Annotated in this window: 12 protein-coding genes; 3 read left to right on the top strand and 9 right to left on the bottom strand. The window is 69.1% G+C overall.

What is annotated here, in order from left to right:
• Nucleotides 1–151 precede the first annotated feature (151 nt).
• The 4 genes from OXI49_15145 to rsmA form a co-directional block, all read right to left on the bottom strand.
• Nucleotides 152–1,558: a hypothetical protein gene (locus OXI49_15145; GenBank protein ID MDE2691846.1), complete on the bottom strand. Its 1,407-nt coding sequence runs from the start codon at nt 1,556–1,558 to the stop codon at nt 152–154.
• On the bottom strand, nt 1,555–2,553 hold the full coding sequence (gene fmt, locus OXI49_15140) for a methionyl-tRNA formyltransferase (protein ID MDE2691845.1): 999 nt from the start codon (nt 2,551–2,553) through the stop codon (nt 1,555–1,557). The genes OXI49_15145 and fmt overlap by 4 nt, the downstream gene beginning before the upstream one ends.
• A gap of 12 nt (nt 2,554–2,565) precedes the next feature.
• On the bottom strand, nt 2,566–4,932 hold the full coding sequence (locus tag OXI49_15135; protein MDE2691844.1) for a DNA translocase FtsK 4TM domain-containing protein: 2,367 nt from the start codon (nt 4,930–4,932) through the stop codon (nt 2,566–2,568).
• Nucleotides 4,933–5,024: 92 nt separating this feature from the next.
• Entirely contained in the window at nt 5,025–5,813 is a 789-nt protein-coding gene (rsmA, locus tag OXI49_15130) for a 16S rRNA (adenine(1518)-N(6)/adenine(1519)-N(6))-dimethyltransferase RsmA (GenBank protein ID MDE2691843.1), read from the bottom strand.
• A 71-nt stretch (nt 5,814–5,884) separates the two neighbouring features.
• Between rsmA and OXI49_15125 the strand changes: the two genes are divergently transcribed.
• From OXI49_15125 to OXI49_15115, 3 genes are read left to right on the top strand one after another with little or no spacing between them, the layout of a single operon-like run.
• On the top strand, nt 5,885–8,209 hold the full coding sequence (locus OXI49_15125) for a molybdopterin-dependent oxidoreductase (protein MDE2691842.1): 2,325 nt from the start codon (nt 5,885–5,887) through the stop codon (nt 8,207–8,209).
• Nucleotides 8,196–8,963 (top strand): SDR family oxidoreductase, encoded by a 768-nt coding sequence (locus OXI49_15120; protein MDE2691841.1) that lies wholly within the window; start codon nt 8,196–8,198, stop codon nt 8,961–8,963. The genes OXI49_15125 and OXI49_15120 overlap by 14 nt, the downstream gene beginning before the upstream one ends.
• 60 nt (nt 8,964–9,023) lie before the next feature.
• Nucleotides 9,024–9,692 carry a GGDEF domain-containing protein gene (locus OXI49_15115; protein MDE2691840.1) on the top strand — a complete coding sequence of 223 codons (669 nt, stop codon included), beginning with the start codon at nt 9,024–9,026 and terminating at the stop codon, nt 9,690–9,692.
• Between the two features lie 6 nt (nt 9,693–9,698).
• On the opposite strand, the gene OXI49_15110 is transcribed toward OXI49_15115, so the two are convergent.
• Genes OXI49_15110 through lon form a run of 5 tightly spaced genes read right to left on the bottom strand, consistent with a single transcriptional unit; the run spans nt 9,699 to nt 17,674 of the window.
• Nucleotides 9,699–11,828 carry an O-antigen ligase family protein gene (locus OXI49_15110; protein MDE2691839.1) on the bottom strand — a complete coding sequence of 710 codons (2,130 nt, stop codon included), beginning with the start codon at nt 11,826–11,828 and terminating at the stop codon, nt 9,699–9,701.
• 20 nt (nt 11,829–11,848) lie between these two features.
• Nucleotides 11,849–13,126 (bottom strand): DUF362 domain-containing protein, encoded by a 1,278-nt coding sequence (locus tag OXI49_15105; protein MDE2691838.1) that lies wholly within the window; start codon nt 13,124–13,126, stop codon nt 11,849–11,851.
• Nucleotides 13,127–13,155: 29 nt separating this feature from the next.
• Nucleotides 13,156–14,523: a transcription termination factor Rho gene (rho, locus tag OXI49_15100; protein ID MDE2691837.1), complete on the bottom strand. Its 1,368-nt coding sequence runs from the start codon at nt 14,521–14,523 to the stop codon at nt 13,156–13,158.
• Nucleotides 14,524–14,574: 51 nt separating this feature from the next.
• Nucleotides 14,575–15,153 (bottom strand): ribosome biogenesis GTP-binding protein YihA/YsxC, encoded by a 579-nt coding sequence (yihA, locus tag OXI49_15095; GenBank protein ID MDE2691836.1) that lies wholly within the window; start codon nt 15,151–15,153, stop codon nt 14,575–14,577.
• A gap of 52 nt (nt 15,154–15,205) precedes the next feature.
• Nucleotides 15,206–17,674 (bottom strand): endopeptidase La, encoded by a 2,469-nt coding sequence (gene lon, locus OXI49_15090; protein ID MDE2691835.1) that lies wholly within the window; start codon nt 17,672–17,674, stop codon nt 15,206–15,208.
• Between the last annotated feature and the right edge of the window lie 2 nt (nt 17,675–17,676).

Below are 17,676 nucleotides of genomic sequence, written 5' to 3'. Positions count from 1 at the left end.
GGGTATGCTCGGCTGTTTTGCTCGTGAACCTCACGAAGCCCTGACAATCTACGGCAGAACTGCCGGAAATGTCAATGTCTACATATATTCCCGGTCGTCCCTGACCCGGCGGGCGACGTCGGCGAGTGTCGGCGCCCGCCCGGAGGCTCCATCAGCCGGCCGTGCGTCGGAGGGCCTGGACCGTGAAGCCGTCGTGACCTTCGGCCGGGAGCATCCGCCACAGACCGGGCGCCTCGACGTGATCGGCGGCGGGCCTGCGCAGGTCGGCGCTCAGATCCCGCCGACTGAAGTCGGACCGTGACCCCAGGAAGGCCGCCACAACGTCCTCGTTCTCCTCGGGTTCGATCGAACAGGTGAGAACGACCAGCAAACCGCCCGGCCGCACGCAAGCGGCCGCGCCGCCGACCAGCGAGCGGGCCTGCTCCGCGAGGCGCTCGATCTCGGCCCTGCTGATCCGCCACTTGAGTTCGGGGTGCTTGCGCAGGGTGCCCGTACCGGTGCAGGGCAGGTCGACGACGACGCGATCGAAGCGGTCACGAAACGGAAGGGCGGCACCGTCCGCGGCGCAGAGCAAAGGCGTCAGGTCCAGGCGCGCGGCGTTGAGGCGCATCGTTTGCAGGCGCCTGAGCGACACGTCGCTCGCCACGCACCGAGCATCCGGCTGCTCCGCCAGCAACGCGAACGTCTTGCCGCCCGGCGCCGCGGCGATGTCGAGCACCCGTTCCCGGGGCGCCGGCGGAGGCACGAGCGCCGCCAACTGACTCGCCTCGTCCTGCACGTAGAAGGCGCCACGCCGGTAGGCCTCCGAAAACAGCGGGTTGCCCCACTGGACCGTGAGGCAGTGCGGCGCCAGCACCGATGGCTCGACGCCCACGTCGTCGTCGATCAACTGCTCCGCCAGCAAGGCGCGGCCGCCTCTATCGCGGAACGCGAGCAGATGCAGCGGCTTCGGGCGGTTGTTCGCGGTCAGGATGGCGATGGTCCGGGTCTCGCCATACGTGCGAAGCCAGCGCTCGACCAGCAGATCCGGGTGAGAGTGCAGGATGCCGAGCCGGACGGCCGGATCGTCCGCTTCGACCGGCCAGGCGTCACGGTGCGCCGAACGGGCGATCCGCCGCAGCACGCCGTTGACGAAGCTGGCGCCGCCCGCATGGGTGCGGCCCGTCGCCTGCTCCACCGCCTCGTTGACCGCCGCGTGGGCGGGGACGCGATCCAGGAAGAAGAGCTGGTAAACGGCGATCCTCAGCGGAGCCAGCAGAGCACGCTGGATCCGGGAAAGCGGCCTTCCCGAGGCGGACACGAGCACATGGTCGATGAAGCGCAGCCAGCGCAGCGTTCCCAGCACGAGTTCCCGCAACAGACCGTGGTCCCGCGGATCGCAGCGCTCGAGCGCACCGTCGAGGAAGGTCGAAGCGGGCGCCCTGGACTCGAGCGTCCGCTCGAGAACGAAGGCGGCCGACTCCCTCACCTTGGCGTGGGCAGTGAGGGGCGCCTCGGGCCGGCGGCGGCGCCAGTTCGGACCGGCACCCAGGTTCCGAATCGGTCGTCGACGGGTCACGCCCGCGCCCCGAAGCGTTCGCCGACCGTCAAACGCAGGCCGTTCGCCAGGTCGACGCCACTGACCGGACGGCGGCCTGGCCGCTGCACGCGATCAAGCGCCAGGGCCGACGAACCGCCGCAACGCACGACCGCCGCCCGGCCGATGCCCTCTACCTCTCGACAACCCAGGAACGCGCCCGGCCGATCCCGACCGTTGCCCCGGTCCGGACCCGCAAACGAGGCGACGGGCCGCGCCGCAGCGATCCGTATCGCCTCGCCCCGCAGCGACGTGCGGGATCCCGGCCACGGCTCATAGGCACGCACCCGGCAGACGATCTCGCCGGCTTCCCGGTCCCAATCCACGACGCCGTCCTCCGGCCGGAGCATCGGCGCGTAGCTCGCCGCCGCCTCGCACTGCGGCCGGGGTTCGACATCGCCGGCTTCCAGGCCGTCCAGGGTATGGACGAGAAGCCGGCCGCCGGTCGCTGCGAGCCGTGGCGCCAACTCGCCGGCTGTCTCGAGCGGACCGATCGTCACCTCTTCGCGCAGCAGAATCGGCCCCGTGTCGAGGCCTTCCTCCATGAACATCGTGGTCACTCCCGTGACTGTTTCGCCGGCGGCGATCGCGGCCTGGATCGGCGAGGCGCCGCGCCAGGACGGCAGCAGGGATGCGTGGACGTTCAGGCAGCCCCAGGACGGCAGCTCGAGCAGGCCGCGGGGGAAGATCTTTCCGTAGGCGGCGACCACCGCAAGGTCGAGTTCCATGGCGCCGAGCCGACCGAGAAACTCGTCACTCCGCACCGCCGTCGGCTGCAGCAGGTCGACGCCGTGCGCCTGCGCCCAACGGGCAACGGGCGGTTCGACCAGCCGGTTTCCCCGGCCCGCGCGCCGCGCAGGCTGGCTGACGACGACGATCGGACGCCGGCCGGCCGAGTCCAGAGCGGCGAGCGACGGCACCGCGAACTCCGGCGTGCCGAAGAAAGCGATCCTCTCGAAGCTCGGCTGGGCGGACATCGTCCGCCCAACTTACTGGAAGGCGATCTGCGACTGGTCGACTTCTTCGAAGTAGTCGGGCGGCACGAGGACTTCCCGGGGTTTGCTGCCTTGGGCGGGGCCCAGAATGCCATCCTGCTCCATCAGGTCCACGAGACGCGACGCACGGGAGAAGCCCACTCTCATCCGACGCTGGAGGAAGCTTGCCGATCCCATCCGTTCCGCGACGACCAGCCGGGCCGCCTCGTCGTAGAGAACATCGTCGCCGCCGTTCTCACCGGCGCTTGCCGAACGGTCCTCGGGCGGCGGCTCCAGCACGGCCGGATCGAGGTTGGGCTGGCCCTGCCGCTTGAGCCAGCGGACCAGAGCCGCCGTCTCCTGCTCCGTCACGAAAGCGCCATGGAGGCGGAGCATGCGACCGCTCCCGGGCGGCATGAACAGCATGTCGCCCTTGCCGAGCAGCTTCTCGGCGCCAACCTGGTCGAGGATGGTGCGCGAATCGTGCCGGGTCGCCGCGGCGTACGAGATCCGGCACGGGAAGTTCGCCTTGATCGTGCCCGTCAGGACGTCGACCGAGGGGCGCTGGGTCGCCACGATCAGGTGGATACCGACGGCCCGCGCCATCTGCGCGAGGCGAGCGATCGAGGTTTCGACCTCGGACGAGGCGACCATCATCAGGTCGGCCAGTTCGTCGATCACGATCACGTAGTACGGGAGCGGTTCGAGGTTGCGAGGCTCGGCCGGCTCGTCCGCCTCCTCGTCCCGCAGACGAAGGCGCCTGGCCACCTCCGGATCGGCGATTGCCCGGTTGTAGAAGTCGATCGACCGGACGTGAACCTCCGCCAGCAGACGGTAGCGGCGCTCCATCTCGGCCACCGCCCAGCGCAGCGCGTTCGAGGCCTGCTTGGGCTCCACCACAACGGCGGTCTTCAGGTGCGGGATGTTCGCGTACACCCCGAGTTCGATCCGCTTCGGGTCGATCAGGATGAACTGGACTTCGTCGCTCCGGGCGCGGTACAGGATGGAGGTCAGCATTCCCTGGAGGCCCACGCTCTTGCCGGCGCCGGTGGCCCCCGCTACCAGCAGATGCGGCATTTTGGCCAGGTCGGCGAAGTACGGCTCGCCACGAAGGGTGCGCCCGAGCGCCATGGTGAGCGGAGACTCGCCGTCCCGGAACCCGGAGTCGGCCAGAAGGCTGCCCAGGGGGATGACCGTCCTGTGCCTGTTCGGGACCTCGATGCCCAGCGTCGATCGGCCGGGCATGCGCTCGATCCGGATCGCCTCGGCCTTCAGCGAAAGCGCCAGATCGTCCTGGAGGTTGACGATCTGGGCGACCTTCACACCGGGCGCCGGCTGGAACTCGAAGACGGTGATGACCGGACCGGGGCTGATGCCCTCGATCGTGCCCTCGACTCCGAACTCGGCGCAGCGGGCGCAGATGAGTTCACCGAGTTCCCTCAACCCGTCTCCGTCGACCTCGCTGTTGACCTCTTCGGTGTAGAGCAGATCGAGCGGCGGCAGTTCCGTGTTCTCGACCGGCGGCTCGACCTTCTCCATGCCCGCTACCGCCGTCTTCGCGGGTACGGCCGGCGCGGGCGTCGCCCCGGCCGCTGCCGGCCGTGCGGCCCTTGCCTCCTCCGGTTCGGGGGTCGCCGCCCTTGCCTTCCTCACCGCCGTCCGGCGAAGCGGCAGATCCACGAGCGGAGGGTCATCCGTCGGCTGCGGCGCGGCCTTCGCCTTGCCGCGGCCCGATGCCTCTTCCGGCGCCTTGGCCCTGACCTTCTTCCGCACCCGGGGCTTGAGCAGGACAAGGAACGCCCTGAGCCGGCGAAGACCAGCGGCGAACGATTCGTCCAGGCTGCTCCGCAGCATCAACGCGAGCCCGAACACGAGGCCTGAAACGGCAATCACTCCCGTTCCGAGCGCGCCCAACTGGCCTTCGACCGCCCCGGCGATCGTCGACCCCAGGAGACCCCCGGCCGTCAACGACTCACCCCGGAAAGCGACTTCGCCGACGGTCAGAGCGACCAGTGTCGGCGCGGCCACCAGAGCGACGACGATCCCCGCACCCTGCAGGGGGGAGGGAACGTCGGCGCGTGCGCGAACCAGCCGGTAACCCAGACCGAGGAGGGCCAGCGGCACGGCGAGCGCGGCGAACCCGAGGAGACCGAATCCGGCGGCGGCGACGTGGGCGCCCATCGGTCCGATCAGATTGGCCGTCTCCACCGAGTCCTCGGCGCTGCGCATGAAGCTCGGATCGCTGGGCTGGTAGCTCAGCAGACTGAGCAGCAGGAGCGCGCCGAGCATGAGCAACAGCAGACCGAGGAGTTCGCCGGCCTTGCCCGTCGGCAGACCGCTGCCGAGCGCGAACCGTCTGGGGCCATCATCGGAGCGAATCATCGACGCCCTCCCCATGAAGCGTTGACGGGAGCATGCACGGGCTAGCGATTGTATCCGACAAAGCCGGATATGGCTATATTCGTGTGAGCAACTCAGGAGACGCGGAACAGCTCGACGAAGTCGTCCAGACCGAGGGCCTCCGCCCGAACCATCGGCGGCAGCCCCAGCGCCGAGATCGCCGCGGCCGCCGCGGGCCGCTCCATCACCGCGGCCAGATTGTTCAGGAGGGTCTTGCGGCGGCGGGTGAACGCGGTTCGAACGAGCGCCTTGAAGTCCGGCCACTCCTCCTCGTCGATCGGAGGCGCGATCCGCTCCAGACCCACGAAGGCGCTGGTGACGGCCGGCGGCGGCACGAAGCTCCCGGGCATGACGACAGCCAGACGGCGCGCGGCGGCACGGGCCTGGGTCAGCACCGTCATCGCGCCGTAGGCCCCGTCGCCGGGCGCCGCCGCCAACCGGTCCGCGACCTCGCGCTGAACCAGAAAGGCCGCCCGAAGGCCGACCGGAGCACGCTCGAGCACCCGGGAAACGATCCGCGTGGCGACGTTGTAGGGCAGATTGCCGGCAATCCGCGCCGCGGCGGGCGTGCGCTCGTAGGCCAAGTCGCAGGCGTCGCCTACCGCGAGGCGGATCCGCCGGTCGGTGAACCGCCGGCGCAGAGCGAAGGCCCATGAAGGATCGAGTTCGCAGGCGATGACGCGGCTCGCACCCCGCTCCAGGAGCAGTCGCGTCAGCACGCCGCCGCCGGGGCCGATCTCGATGACCGTGCGCCCGGACACCTCCAGGAAGTCGACCGCGGGACTCGCGGACGCTGCGCGGCGGAGGTGGTGCTGGCCAAGGGATCGGCGAAGCGGCGGATCGCTCTTGCCCGATGCGGTCACCGGTCCGCACGGTAGCAGGCCGCTCCGCATAAGCTCCGGTGCGCAAGCCCGCCCACCGTTCAGGAGCCCCCATGGAGCCAGCAAGCCACCAACCGATTCAGCCGGAACAGACACCTCCGTGGGAGCCGACCGCGTGCATCCTGTGCGAGAGCAACTGTGGCATCGAGGTCCAGTTGGGCGGCGACGACGGGCGACAGTTCACGCGGCTGCGAGGCGACCGCGCGAACCCCGTCTCGAAAGGCTACGTCTGCCAGAAGGCCGGACGTCTGAACCACTACCAGAACAGCCGTGACCGCGTGCTGTCGCCGCTGCGCCGGCGCCCGGACGGCAGCTTCGAGGAGATCGACTGGGACACCGCGATCCGCGAGGTGGCCGAGCGCTTCGCCGGGATTCGCGACCGGTTCGGCGGCGAGTCGATCTTCTACTACGGCGGGGGAGGCCAGGGGAATCACCTGCCCGGCTTCTACGCCCGTTCCACCCTGCGCACGCTGGGCTCGGTCTACCGGTCCAACGCGCTCGCGCAGGAGAAGACGGGCGAGATGTGGGTCGCCGGCCAGATGGTCGGCGCGCACTCACGCGGCGACTTCCACCACTGCGAGGTAGGCATCTTCCTCGGCAAGAACCCGTGGCAGTCACACGGCGTCCCCCGCGCCCGGGTCACGCTGCGCGAGCTCGCGAAGGACCCGGAACGCTGCCTGATCGTCATCGACGTCCGGCGCTCCGAAACGGCGGACCTGGCCGACATCTTCCTCCAGGTGAAGCCCGGCACCGACGCCTGGCTGCTGATGGCGATGCTCGGCGTCCTGCTCGAGGAAGGGCTCGTGAACGACGAGTTCGTCGCGCGTCACACCGAAGGCTTCGACGAGGTCCGTCCCCACCTCGAGCAGACCGACATCCCCTCCGCGTGCTCCGTCTGCGGCGTCTCCGAGGAACTCGTCCGCACCACCGTCCGCCGCATCGCCAGGGCCTCGAGCGTTTCCGTGTTCGAGGATCTCGGTGTCCAGATGAACCGAAACTCGACCCTGGTCAGCTACCTGCAGCGACTGGTCTGGATGCTCACGGGGAACTTCGGCAAATCGGGCGCGATGAACGTATCCACCTCGCTCGTGCCTCTGACGGCCGCGCGGTCGTCGGGTCCACGGACGACTCCGGTGACCGGCGCGCCCGTCATTGCCGGGCTCGTTCCCTGCAACCGGATCGCCGAGGAAGTCCTCGGCGACCACCCGAAACGCTTCCGGGCGATGCTCATCGAAAGCGCCAACCCGGTCCACTCGCTGGCGGAGAGCGGGAAGATGCGCGCGGCGCTCGACTCGCTCGAGTTCGTCGTCGCGATCGACGTGGCGATGACCGAGACCGCCCGGCTGGCCGACTACGTGCTGCCCGCGACCACGCAATACGAGAAGGCGGAGGCGGTGTTCTTCAACTTCGAGTTCCCGGAGAACGCCTTCTTCCTGCGCCGGGCGCTTCTGGCGCCGCCGCCGACGGACAAGGCGGGGCCGCTGCCGGAGCCGGAGATCCACTGCCGGCTGACGGAGGCCCTCGGCGGCTACTCCGGAGAGCTGGTCGAGGAGTTCCGCAGCGCCCTGCGAGACGGCGGAAGGCCGACGTTCGCCGACGCGTTCATGGCCGCGATCAGGGAGAATCCGCGCCTCGCCGGAACGGCGCCGGCACTCCTCTACCGGACCCTGGGCGAGACCTTGCCGGCGGACGCGAAGTCCGGCGCCGCCCTGTGGAGCGCGGCGCGGATCTGCGCCCGCCGCTTCCCCGACTCCGTGCGCCGGGCCGGCATCGAAGGCGACGGCGACGCACTCGGCGAAGCCCTGTTCGACGCGATCATCGACAGCCCCCGGGGCCTGGTGTTCTCCGTCGACCCGCCCGAAGTCAGCTGGGACCGCGTGCAGACGGCGACCGGTCGCCTCCAGCTCGCCATCCCGGAGCTGTTCGGCGCGATCCACGCCCTGGTCGCGGCGGAAGGCCCCGCCATCACCAGCGGGACGTTCCCGCTCGTGCTCTCCGCCGGCGAGCGCCGTTCCTTCACGGCGAACACGATCTACCGCGACCCCAGGTGGCGGCGCAAGGCGCTGGAAGAGGCGCTGGCCCTGTCGCCGCACGACGCTGCGGCTCTCGAGATCGGGGACGGCGACCGGGTCCGCCTGGTGACTTCGCAGGGCGCCACCGAGGTCCTCGCCGCGATCAGCGACCGGATGCAGGACGGGCACATCTCCCTTCCGAACGGTCTCGGCCTCGACTATCCCGACGAGACCGGCCGGCGCACGCTCGACGGCGTTGCGCCGAACGAACTGACCGCCGCCGCCGACCGCGATCCCATCGCCGGCACGCCCTGGCACAAGAGCGTTCCGGCTCGCCTGGAACGGATCTCCGATGCCCAACAGTGAAGCGCGTGCCGAAGTCGCCCTGATCGTCGGCAGCGGTCCGGGCATCAGCGCGAGCTGCGCCCGTCTCCTGTCGCGTGAGGGAATGCGAGTCGCGGTCGCCGCCCGGACGCCGGACAAGCCCGCCCTGCTCGATCTCGAGCGAGACCATGGTGTACGGCGCTACGGCTGCGACGCCAGCGACCCGAACGCTGTCGCCGGCCTCTTCGAGGCGGTCGAGAGCGATCTCGGGAGCCCAAGCCTGGTCATTCACAACATCGACGGCCGGATGGCGGAGATCTTCCGCAAGGACATCACCGAAGCGGACCACACGCTCGTCCGCCAGGTACTCGACAACTCCGCCTACAGCGCCTTCCTGGTCGGCCAGGAGGCCAGCCGCCGGATGCTCGGCGACGCGGAGCCGGAGGCCGACGGTCACCGCGGCACGATCATCTTCACCAACGCCAGCGGTGCGCTCAAGGGATTCGCCAGGAGCGGTGCCTTCGCCATGGCGTGTCACGCGAAGGCCGGTCTGGCCCAGAGTATGGCGAGAGAACTCGGACCGAAGGGCATCCACGTCGCTCACGTGCCGATCGACGCGGCAATCGGCTGGACACAGGAGGACGGCAGCCGCTGGCACCGCCTCGCCGGCACGACGGTGGACGACAACATGGCGGACCCGGACCGAATCGCCGACCTCTACCTGGACCTCCACCGCCAGCACCGTTCCACCTGGGCTTTCGAGGTCGTCCTCCGACCTTGGGTAGAGAGCTGGTAAGGCGCCGCGTCCAGGCACGTCCGCATCCAACCACAACGGCATCGCCATAAGATCCATGCCGTGACGAGGCGCGACAACAACGTCGGGAAGGTCTCCACGGAAGAACTCGCGGCACGAGCCGCCACCGCCCTCCGCGAGGTCGCCGGTGCCCGGCGCGCCGGAGACTCGCGCCGGGACAGTCTCACCGGCCTCTTCGACGACCGCACGTTGCACCGCGGCCTGACCGATGCGATCGCGGGCGCGGAGCGGGACGGAGGCTACATCGGCCTGCTGTTCCTCGACCTGGACCACTTCAAGCGGGTGAACGACCGCCACGGCCATGTGACCGGCAGCCGCGTCTTGAGCCAGGTCGCCGGTCTCATCGAGAGGGCCGCCAGACGAGAAACCGGCTTTGCCGCCCGCTACGGCGGCGACGAGTTCGTCGCCGTCCTGCCGGGCGCCGATCTCGATCGCTGTCTCCGTGAAGCGGAGCGGCTCCGCGCCACCCTGGCGGCCACCATCTTCGCGGGCGGCGAGCCGCCGGGCCGCCGCCCGCTGGTCCACGTGACCTGCTCGATCGGCGCCGCCTCGATGCGGGCCGAGGCCGCGGGAGACCGCGACGACACGCCGGGCCCGGCAGGCGTCGCGACGCGCCTGCTGCAACTGGCGGACAACGCCATGTATCGGGCGAAGAAGGCCGGCCGCAACCGGGTGGCAGCGGCCGACGCCGAAGCCACCGGCGCGGCCTGAGTCGCCCTACTCCACCCCGCAGCGACGGATCCAGAACGGGTCCGGAGCGGTCTGGGGCAACCGGGTAGCCGCGGGAAGGTCGTAGGCCGCGATGAACTCCAGGCGATGGCTCCGGAGCGGCACCGCACCGATCGAGAGCGGCCAGGGCGGACGCCGGAAGGCGAACAGGCTCAACGAGACGGCTGGACGGCCGTCGGCATCCACAGACAGTACGTCGAGCGGGGGACCTTCGCTGCCGTTCGACCAGTCAAGTCCGAACCAAAGCTCCTCGAAGGCCGCCAGCCAACCCGGCGGCAAGCCCGGCCACGACTGGATCCGGCGATGCACCTCGGACCGTAGATCCGGGTCTCCCTCGAAGGCGGCCGCGGCCAGCAGCAAGGGCTCGGCCAGAATCGCCCGCGCCGCGCGGGCCGCCACCCGCGGGTCGGTGGCCGCCACACCCGCTTCGCGCTCCAGGCGCATGAGCTCGAACGGGGCCAGCGCCGACAGCGGGTCGAGGTCGCAGGCTCGCTCAAGCGCCAGTCGACGCCTCCCGGTGTCGATGCTCTGCTCGACCCCGGCCAGGAGCCATAGCGGGGCGAGCCTGCCGGCGGCCTCGGCGGCAGTCCATGGATCAAGCCGCGCCTGGTAGAGCGGGAAGGATGGATCGGAGGCAGCCGCCGTCCGGAGCAGGTCCGTGCCTCCGCCAGCCTCCTCTCCCGCGACTGCGGCCGTCTCCCCCTCGCCGGCCGTCCCGGCAGCCACCGCGAGTTCGTACCACCGGGCAGCCGAGGCCCGCTGCCACGTCCAACCGAGGGCGACGACGAGCCAGACGGCGAACGTGATCTGAAGCCCTCGCCGCCGCCAGACCGGCAGCGAGCCCAGGGGATCGCCGTCGGCCCGGGCCGGCCGCGCCGCGGCCGCCAGACCCAGGTTGAGAATCAGCACGGCGGGAACCGCGGTGACCACGGCGAAGACCCCGAAGACGAGGCAGACCCCGGCGCCCGTCAGACCCAGCAGCGCCGCCGCCAGGAGTTCCGGATCCCGCACGCGGCGACCGGCCAGTTCGCCCAGACGAACCCGGCCGTAGCGAACCGCCAGCAACAGCAGCAGGACGGAAGCGGCGATGCCGAGTTCGTAGGGCACCTGGGCCAGCAGGCTGTGCGCGTCCGTGACCACCTCGCCCGGCGGATGAACGCCTGGCGCCGGCCGCCAGTGGTTCGCCAGGGTCCAGCTCGTGGACCCCGGACCCCAGCCGAGGAGCGGGCGGTCCGCGAAGCCGGAGGCAGCGGCTTGGGCGTAGGTCCGGCGCGCCAGGAGGGACGGGTCCTCGAGCCGCAGCACCGCGCCCAGACGGCCGAGCGGGCCCGGCACGTCGAGCCGGGAGCCCGCCCAGGCTGTCGCCGCCGCCAGACCGGCCGCAAGAGCCAGCAAGGCCGCAAGCGGAACGAGCAACCGGCGCTCCCTGCTCCGCCAGAGGATCCACGCCGCGGCCGCCACTGCCTGGACGACCAGCGCCGCCAGCCCGGACATCGAACCGGTGGCCGCCAGAGTCCAGACCGCGACCGCGGCGACGAAGAGCGACGCACCCTGACGCAGCCTCCGCCGATCCGGTCCGGCGGCCCGCCAGGCACCGAGCACGGCGGGCGGCAGCATCGCCACGAGCACCAGCGCCAACTGGTTGTGGTGACCGATCGGCAGAGCGGCCCGGCCCTCTTCGTGGAGCGGCTGCATGGCCAGCGCCCAGGTCGACGCCGCCACGCCAACCACGGCGCAGCTGGCCAGAGCCGTACGCACGGCTGCCTCCGAGCCCAGGAGCCGCCCGATCCCCGCCGCTGCCCAGGCCGCGGGCAGGAGGAAGAGGACGACCGCCTCGCCGGCCCGGCCGACCGGCGACTGAATCCAGCTCAGCAGGACGATGAGCCAGACGGCGCCGGGAACCGCCGGCCACCACGGCCAGGCACCACCCCCCACCGCCAGCGGATCCAGGAACGACCGGTGGCCCAGGAACGCGAACACGAGCAGCAGAGAGGCGCCGACGGCCAGGGAGAACGCGGTGGCCCCGCGGTGGAACGTCCCCGCATGGAACACCATCACCGCCAGGGCCGACACAACGGCGAGCGCGGCGCCGCTTTCCTGCCACCGCCGGCTGCTCATCGACAGGGCGAAGGACAGGCTCAGGAACCCGAACCGTGAACGCCGGTTGCGCCGGAGCGCCGGCTCAGGCGCACGGCGACTTCAGGCGCTTCCCGCAGGCAGGTCCAGAGGATGCGAAGCGAAGTCAGGAAGGCCCGCCAGCCGGTGCGGAACAGGGCGGCCGGTCGGTCTTCGATCTCCGGGTAGCCGCGGCCGTCGGCCCTTGCCCTTTCCCAGCCCGCGAAGAGGCGCCCCCAGGGACTGGCGAGGGCCTCGGCCATCTGCCGTTTCGCCTTGTATGGGTACCAGAAGGAGTCGTGGTAGAGAACGCTCGCCAGATACGCCCAGGGCGCGAGAAAGGTGCGCAGCGACCATTCGATCGGACGCCGCAGGGGACCCCAGTAGATCCTGTGCTGCATCCGCGCCGCGAAGGTCATCTTCCGGAAGGGGCCGACAAAGCCCCAGCTCCTGCCTGCAACGGCCGGATCGCCCACGATCTCGATGTCCCGAGGATCGCCGCAGCCGAGCCCGAGATCGTGCGCGAGGCGGATGTAGCGGACCTGCAGCGGATCGAAACCCATCAGCTTCGCGGCCACGGCGTCGATCGCCACCTGGTCCGCGCTGGCCAGGATCACGTTGCCCACTCGCGGGATCATGCAGCGTGGTCCCGGGCCGTCGCCCGCGAAGGTGCCGTCCATGGCGGCGAACACTCCCCGGTGAATGTGCTGCTGGATCATCAACAGGTCGACCAGGGTCTCGTGGATGACCGGATGGGTCCAGTGCCGGCGCTCGTTCAGGAGCCCACCGAACGCGTTCTTCATCGCCCCCGTCGTGGTCGTGAAGACGTGGGTCTTGACGGTCGGCAGGTGGATGATGTTCTCGCCCACGAACCGCGCCGGAATGTGAAAGCCCCGCGGGTAGACGTCGTTCAGGCAGAGGAAGCGGGAGGCGAGGTCGCCCACGGCCTCCCGCACCGGCAGCCACTCCTCGCCCTGCTCGTAGAGGTGGACGTTGCGCAGACCGTGCGCCTCGATGACATCGATCTGCTTGTTCTCCCGCTCGCCCAGGCGGGCGTCGATGACGACCGTCCGGTTGTGGCAGCCGTGAATCAAGGCCGGGTCGTAGCCGTCCTTCTCCATCGCCCGCACCACGCCCTCGAGCTGCCAGGGCGTGGTCGAGCTGCCGGGGTAGAAGAAGTGCCAGGAGATGTTGATCTTGAGCGCCGTGTCGACGGACGGATCGATCACCTCGCGATAGCCCGCGAGGTTCAGGAGTTCGTGATAATCGGCCAGGATCGAAGCAGGCGCCGTCGGCAGCACGGCGACCCGGGGGCTTGCGGCAGTGGGACTCAGTTCGGCGCTCCCCTTGCGCCCCGCGACATCGCCGCCAGGAACTCGGCGTTCGACGGCGTGTTCTTGAGACGCTCCTGGAGCACCTCCATCGCCTCGACCGTGGGCAAGGGATTCAGCACCTTGCGGAGCACCCAGACCCGCTGCAGATCGTCCGCCGACAGCAGCAGCTCCTCCTTGCGAGTGCCGGACTTCTCGATGTCGATCGCCGGGAAGATCCGTTTGTCGACAAGCTTGCGGTCGAGATGCAGTTCCGAGTTGCCGGTGCCCTTGAACTCCTCGAAGATCACGTCGTCCATCCGGCTGCCCGTGTCGACCAGCGCCGTGGCCACGATGGTCAGCGAGCCGCCGCCCTCGATGTTCCGGGCGGCGCCGAAGAACCGCTTCGGCCGCTGCAGGGCGTTGGCGTCGATACCTCCCGACAGCACCTTGCCCGAAGGCGGCTGCACCGTGTTGTAGGCGCGAGCCAGGCGAGTGATCGAGTCGAGCAGAATGACGACGTCCTTGCCGTATTCGACCAGCCGCTTGGCCTTCTCGATCACCATCTCGGCGACCTGCGTGTGCCGCGAAGCAGGCTCGTCGAAGGTCGACGAGACGACCTCTCCACGCACCGACCGCTCCATGTCCGTCACCTCCTCGGGACGCTCATCGATCAGCAGGACGACGAGCACGACCTCGGGGTGGTTGGTGGCAATCGATCGCGCAAGGGACTGCAGGAGCATCGTCTTGCCGGTACGCGGCGGCGCCACGATCAGCGCGCGCTGGCCCTTGCCCATCGGCGTCACCAGGTCCGTCACGCGAGAAGACAGGTCTCCGGAGACCTCCAGCTGGAGCCGCTCCTCCGGGTACAGCGGAGTCAGGTTGTCGAAGAAGATCTTCTGCCGGACCGCGTCCGGATGCTCGAAGTTCACCGCCTCGAGCTTGATCAGCGCGAGATAGCGCTCCCCCTTGTTCATCGGCTGCCGCACCTGACCGGAAACGGTGTCTCCGGTGCGCAGGTCGAAGCGCCGGATCTGGCTGCGGGAAACGTAGATGTCGTCCGGCCCTGGTAAGTAGCTGTATTCCGGCGCGCGCAGGAAACCGAAGCCGTCCGTCAGGCACTCGAGGACCCCTTCGCCGAACAGCAGCCCACTCTTCTCCGTCTGCGCCTCCAGGATCTTGAAGGTCAACTCCTGCCTGGGCATGCCGGTGGCGCCGACGACCTCCAGCTTGTGAGCCAGCTTGAGAAGGTCGGCATTGCTGAGGTCCTTCAGGGCTTTCAGGTCAAAGGCCAGATTGGCGCTCTCCGCCGCCCTGGCGCCACCGTTCCCACCACGCCCTGCGTCACTGGCTCCGTCCATCGCTTCAGTGGCTCCGTCCGTCGTCATCTTTCTTCATCCTCGCCGAGAGAAGCGCCCCCGGGACTCGAGATCTGAGCGTCAAGGGCTGAGCAACTCCGCAAACAGCCGCGAGACTCCTTCGCCGGTTCGAGACGAAACGGGAAACAGCTCGGCCCCGGACGGCATTCCCAGCAGCTCTGCAACCTTGGCAAGGGTCCCGGCTCGAGCCCCCCGTTTCACGCGGTCGATCTTGGTCACCACCACGACGGGTTCGAGTCCCAGACTCCGGAGGTAACCGTATGCTTCGGAGTCGAGCGGCGTGCCCGCGACCTTACCATCGACGAGCAGCACCACGCGGACCCGCCCGGCCGCCGAACGGAAGTACCGGTCGACGCTCCGACCCCAGGCCTCCCGTTCGCTCTTCGAAACCCGCGCATAGCCGTAACCGGGCAGGTCCACGACGTACCACGAGTCGTCGATCAGGAAGAAGTTGACGCTCCGGGTCCGCCCCGGCCTGGAACTCGTGCGGGCAAGGTCCTTGCGGCCCAGCAGCCGGTTGATGAGGCTCGACTTGCCGACGTTCGAGCGACCCGCGAAGGCGATCTGCTGCCGGCCGTCCCTTGGCAGATCGGCCGCCCGAACGGCGGAAACCACGAAGCGGGCGTCACGGACCTTCAAGGTCCCGCTCGACCTCCTGAGTGGGCCTCTTCAGTGGGCCACGTTCGCGGTTTCAGTGAGCCACGTTCGCGGGCGGCGCCTCGGAGGCGGGCTTCTGGAAGTCGGCCGCGACCTCCGGCGCTCTCTGCACGACTCCGTCGAAGACGATCTCCAGGACCTCGTCCATCGACTCCACGAGGTGGAACTTCATCTTGTCGCGGACTTCCTCGGGCACTTCCTCGAGGTCTTTGTCGTTCTCCTTCGGCAGCAGGATCTCGAAGATCCCCGCGCGGTAGGCGGCCAGCACCTTGTCCTTGATACCGCCTACGGGCAGCACCTTTCCGCGCAGCGTGATCTCGCCGGTCATCGCCACGTCGCCGCGTACCGGTACCCGCAGCAGGGAAGAGATGATCGCCGACGCCATCGTGATGCCCGCCGACGGCCCGTCCTTGGGAATGGCGCCCTCGGGAACATGAATGTGGAGGTCCTGGTCGGCGTGGAAGCCGGGCTCCAGGCCGAATCCGTCGGCGCGGCTGCGCAGGTAGGACATCGCCGCTCGCGCCGACTCCTTCATCACGTCGCCCAGCTTGCCGGTGAGGATCAGCTTGCCGCTGCCCTTCATCAGGCCGACTTCACTCTGGAGCAGCTCGCCGCCCGCCTGGGTCCAGGCCAGACCGGTGGCGACGCCGACCTCGGACTCGTCGAGCTTCTTGTAGGGCCGGAACTTCGGCTTGCCGAGGAGTTCCCCGACGAGTTCCCGGTCGACCGCGATCGCACTCTCGGCGCTCTTGGCCTTACTACCGCCCTTGGCCTTCGCACGGGCCTTCAGCTTCTTCGTGCGGCCCTCTTCGACCAGCCGGCGGGCCAGCTTGCGACAGACCGCCGCGATCTCGCGCTCGAGGTTGCGGACGCCCGCCTCGCGCGTGTAGGAGTCCATCAGGTGACCCAGGCTGTCCTCGCCGAAGCGGATCGCGTCCGCGGTCAGACCATGGCTGTCCAACTGCCTCGGCACCAGGAACTGGCGCGCGATCTCGAGCTTCTCGTTCGGCGTATACCCGGCGAGCTGGATGATCTCCATCCGGTCCTTGAGCGCCGGCGGAATCGGGTGCTCGACGTTCGCGGTGGCGATGAACATGACCCTGGAGAGGTCATATTCGATGTCCATGTAGTGATCGACGAAGGTGTCGTTCTGCTCCGGATCGAGCACCTCGAGCAGCGCGGACGATGGATCGCCGCGGAAGTCCATCGACATCTTGTCGACCTCGTCGAGGAGGAAGACCGGGTTGACCGTGCCCGCCCGCTTCATCATCTGGATGATCTGACCGGGAAACGCGCCGATGTACGTACGGCGGTGCCCGCGGATCTCGGCCTCGTCGCGAACGCCGCCGAGAGAAAGGCGCACGAACTTGCGGCCGGTGGCGGCGGCAATCGACTTGGCCAGCGAGGACTTGCCGACCCCAGGAGGGCCGACGAAGCAGATGATCGAGTTCTGGTTCTTGTGGGTGAGCTGGCGGACGGCCAGAAACTCGAGCACCCGCTCCTTGACCTTCTCCAGGCCGTAGTGCCCCTCGTCCAGGATCCGCGCCGCCTTCTGCAGGTCCTTCAACTCGCGGCTGCGCTTCTTCCACGGCACCGATACCAGCCAGTCGACGTAGTTCCGCGACACGGTCGCCTCGGCCGACACCGGCGGCATCGCCTCGAGCCGCCGCAACTCCTGCTCCGCCTTCTCGCGCACCAGCTTCGGGGCGCCCGACTTCTCGATCTTCTCCTTCAGCTCGGCGATCTCGTCGCCGCGCTCATCCTTGCGCCCGAGCTCGTGGTGAATCGCCTTGATCTTCTCGTTGAGGTAGTACTCCTTCTGAGCCTTCTCCATCTGCTTCTTGACCTGCACGTTGATCCGCTTGTCGATGTTGATCTTCTCGACCTCGACATCGAGCAGGTCGTGCACGGCCTGCAGGCGTTCGTACGGATTCAGCGTCTCGAGCAGCGTCTGCTTCTCGGCCGTCGACACGGTCAGGTGAGCGGCCAGGGCGTCGGCGAAGCGGTCGGGATCGTCGAGCTTCAGCGTTGACATCAGGCTCTCGAAGGCCAGGTGATGGGACATCTTCGCGTACTGCTCGAAGCTGTTGAGCAGGCGGCTCATGTAGACCTGGACCTTGTCGTCGGCCGGGTAGTCGATCTCGTAGACCTCGACCTCCGCCTCGAAGGCGCCGTCGATCTCTTCGAGCGTCCGCAGCTCGGCCCGCCGCAATCCCTCGACCATCACCTTCACGTTGCCGTTCGGCAACTTGACGTTCTGCACCACCCGAGCGACGACACCGATCCGGTGGATGTCGTCGATCCCCGGGTCGTCGACCTTCGGATCGCGCTGGGCGACCAGGAAGATCAGCTTGCCGGCCGTGCGCAGCGTCTGTTCCAGCGCGAGCACGGAACCGCGCCGGCCGACGATGAAGGGCGCCATCATCTGCGGGAAGACCACCATGTCCCGCAGCGGCACGACAGGCAGCCGGTCGCTCGAGGTCGAAACGTATCCGGAGGCCATCC

The organism is Acidobacteriota bacterium (assembly GCA_028875725.1).
Classification (GTDB): Bacteria; Acidobacteriota; Thermoanaerobaculia; order Multivoradales; family Multivoraceae; genus Multivorans.
The sequence above is the reverse complement of the archived record's forward strand: the minus strand, read 5'-3'. Positions and strand labels throughout refer to the sequence as shown.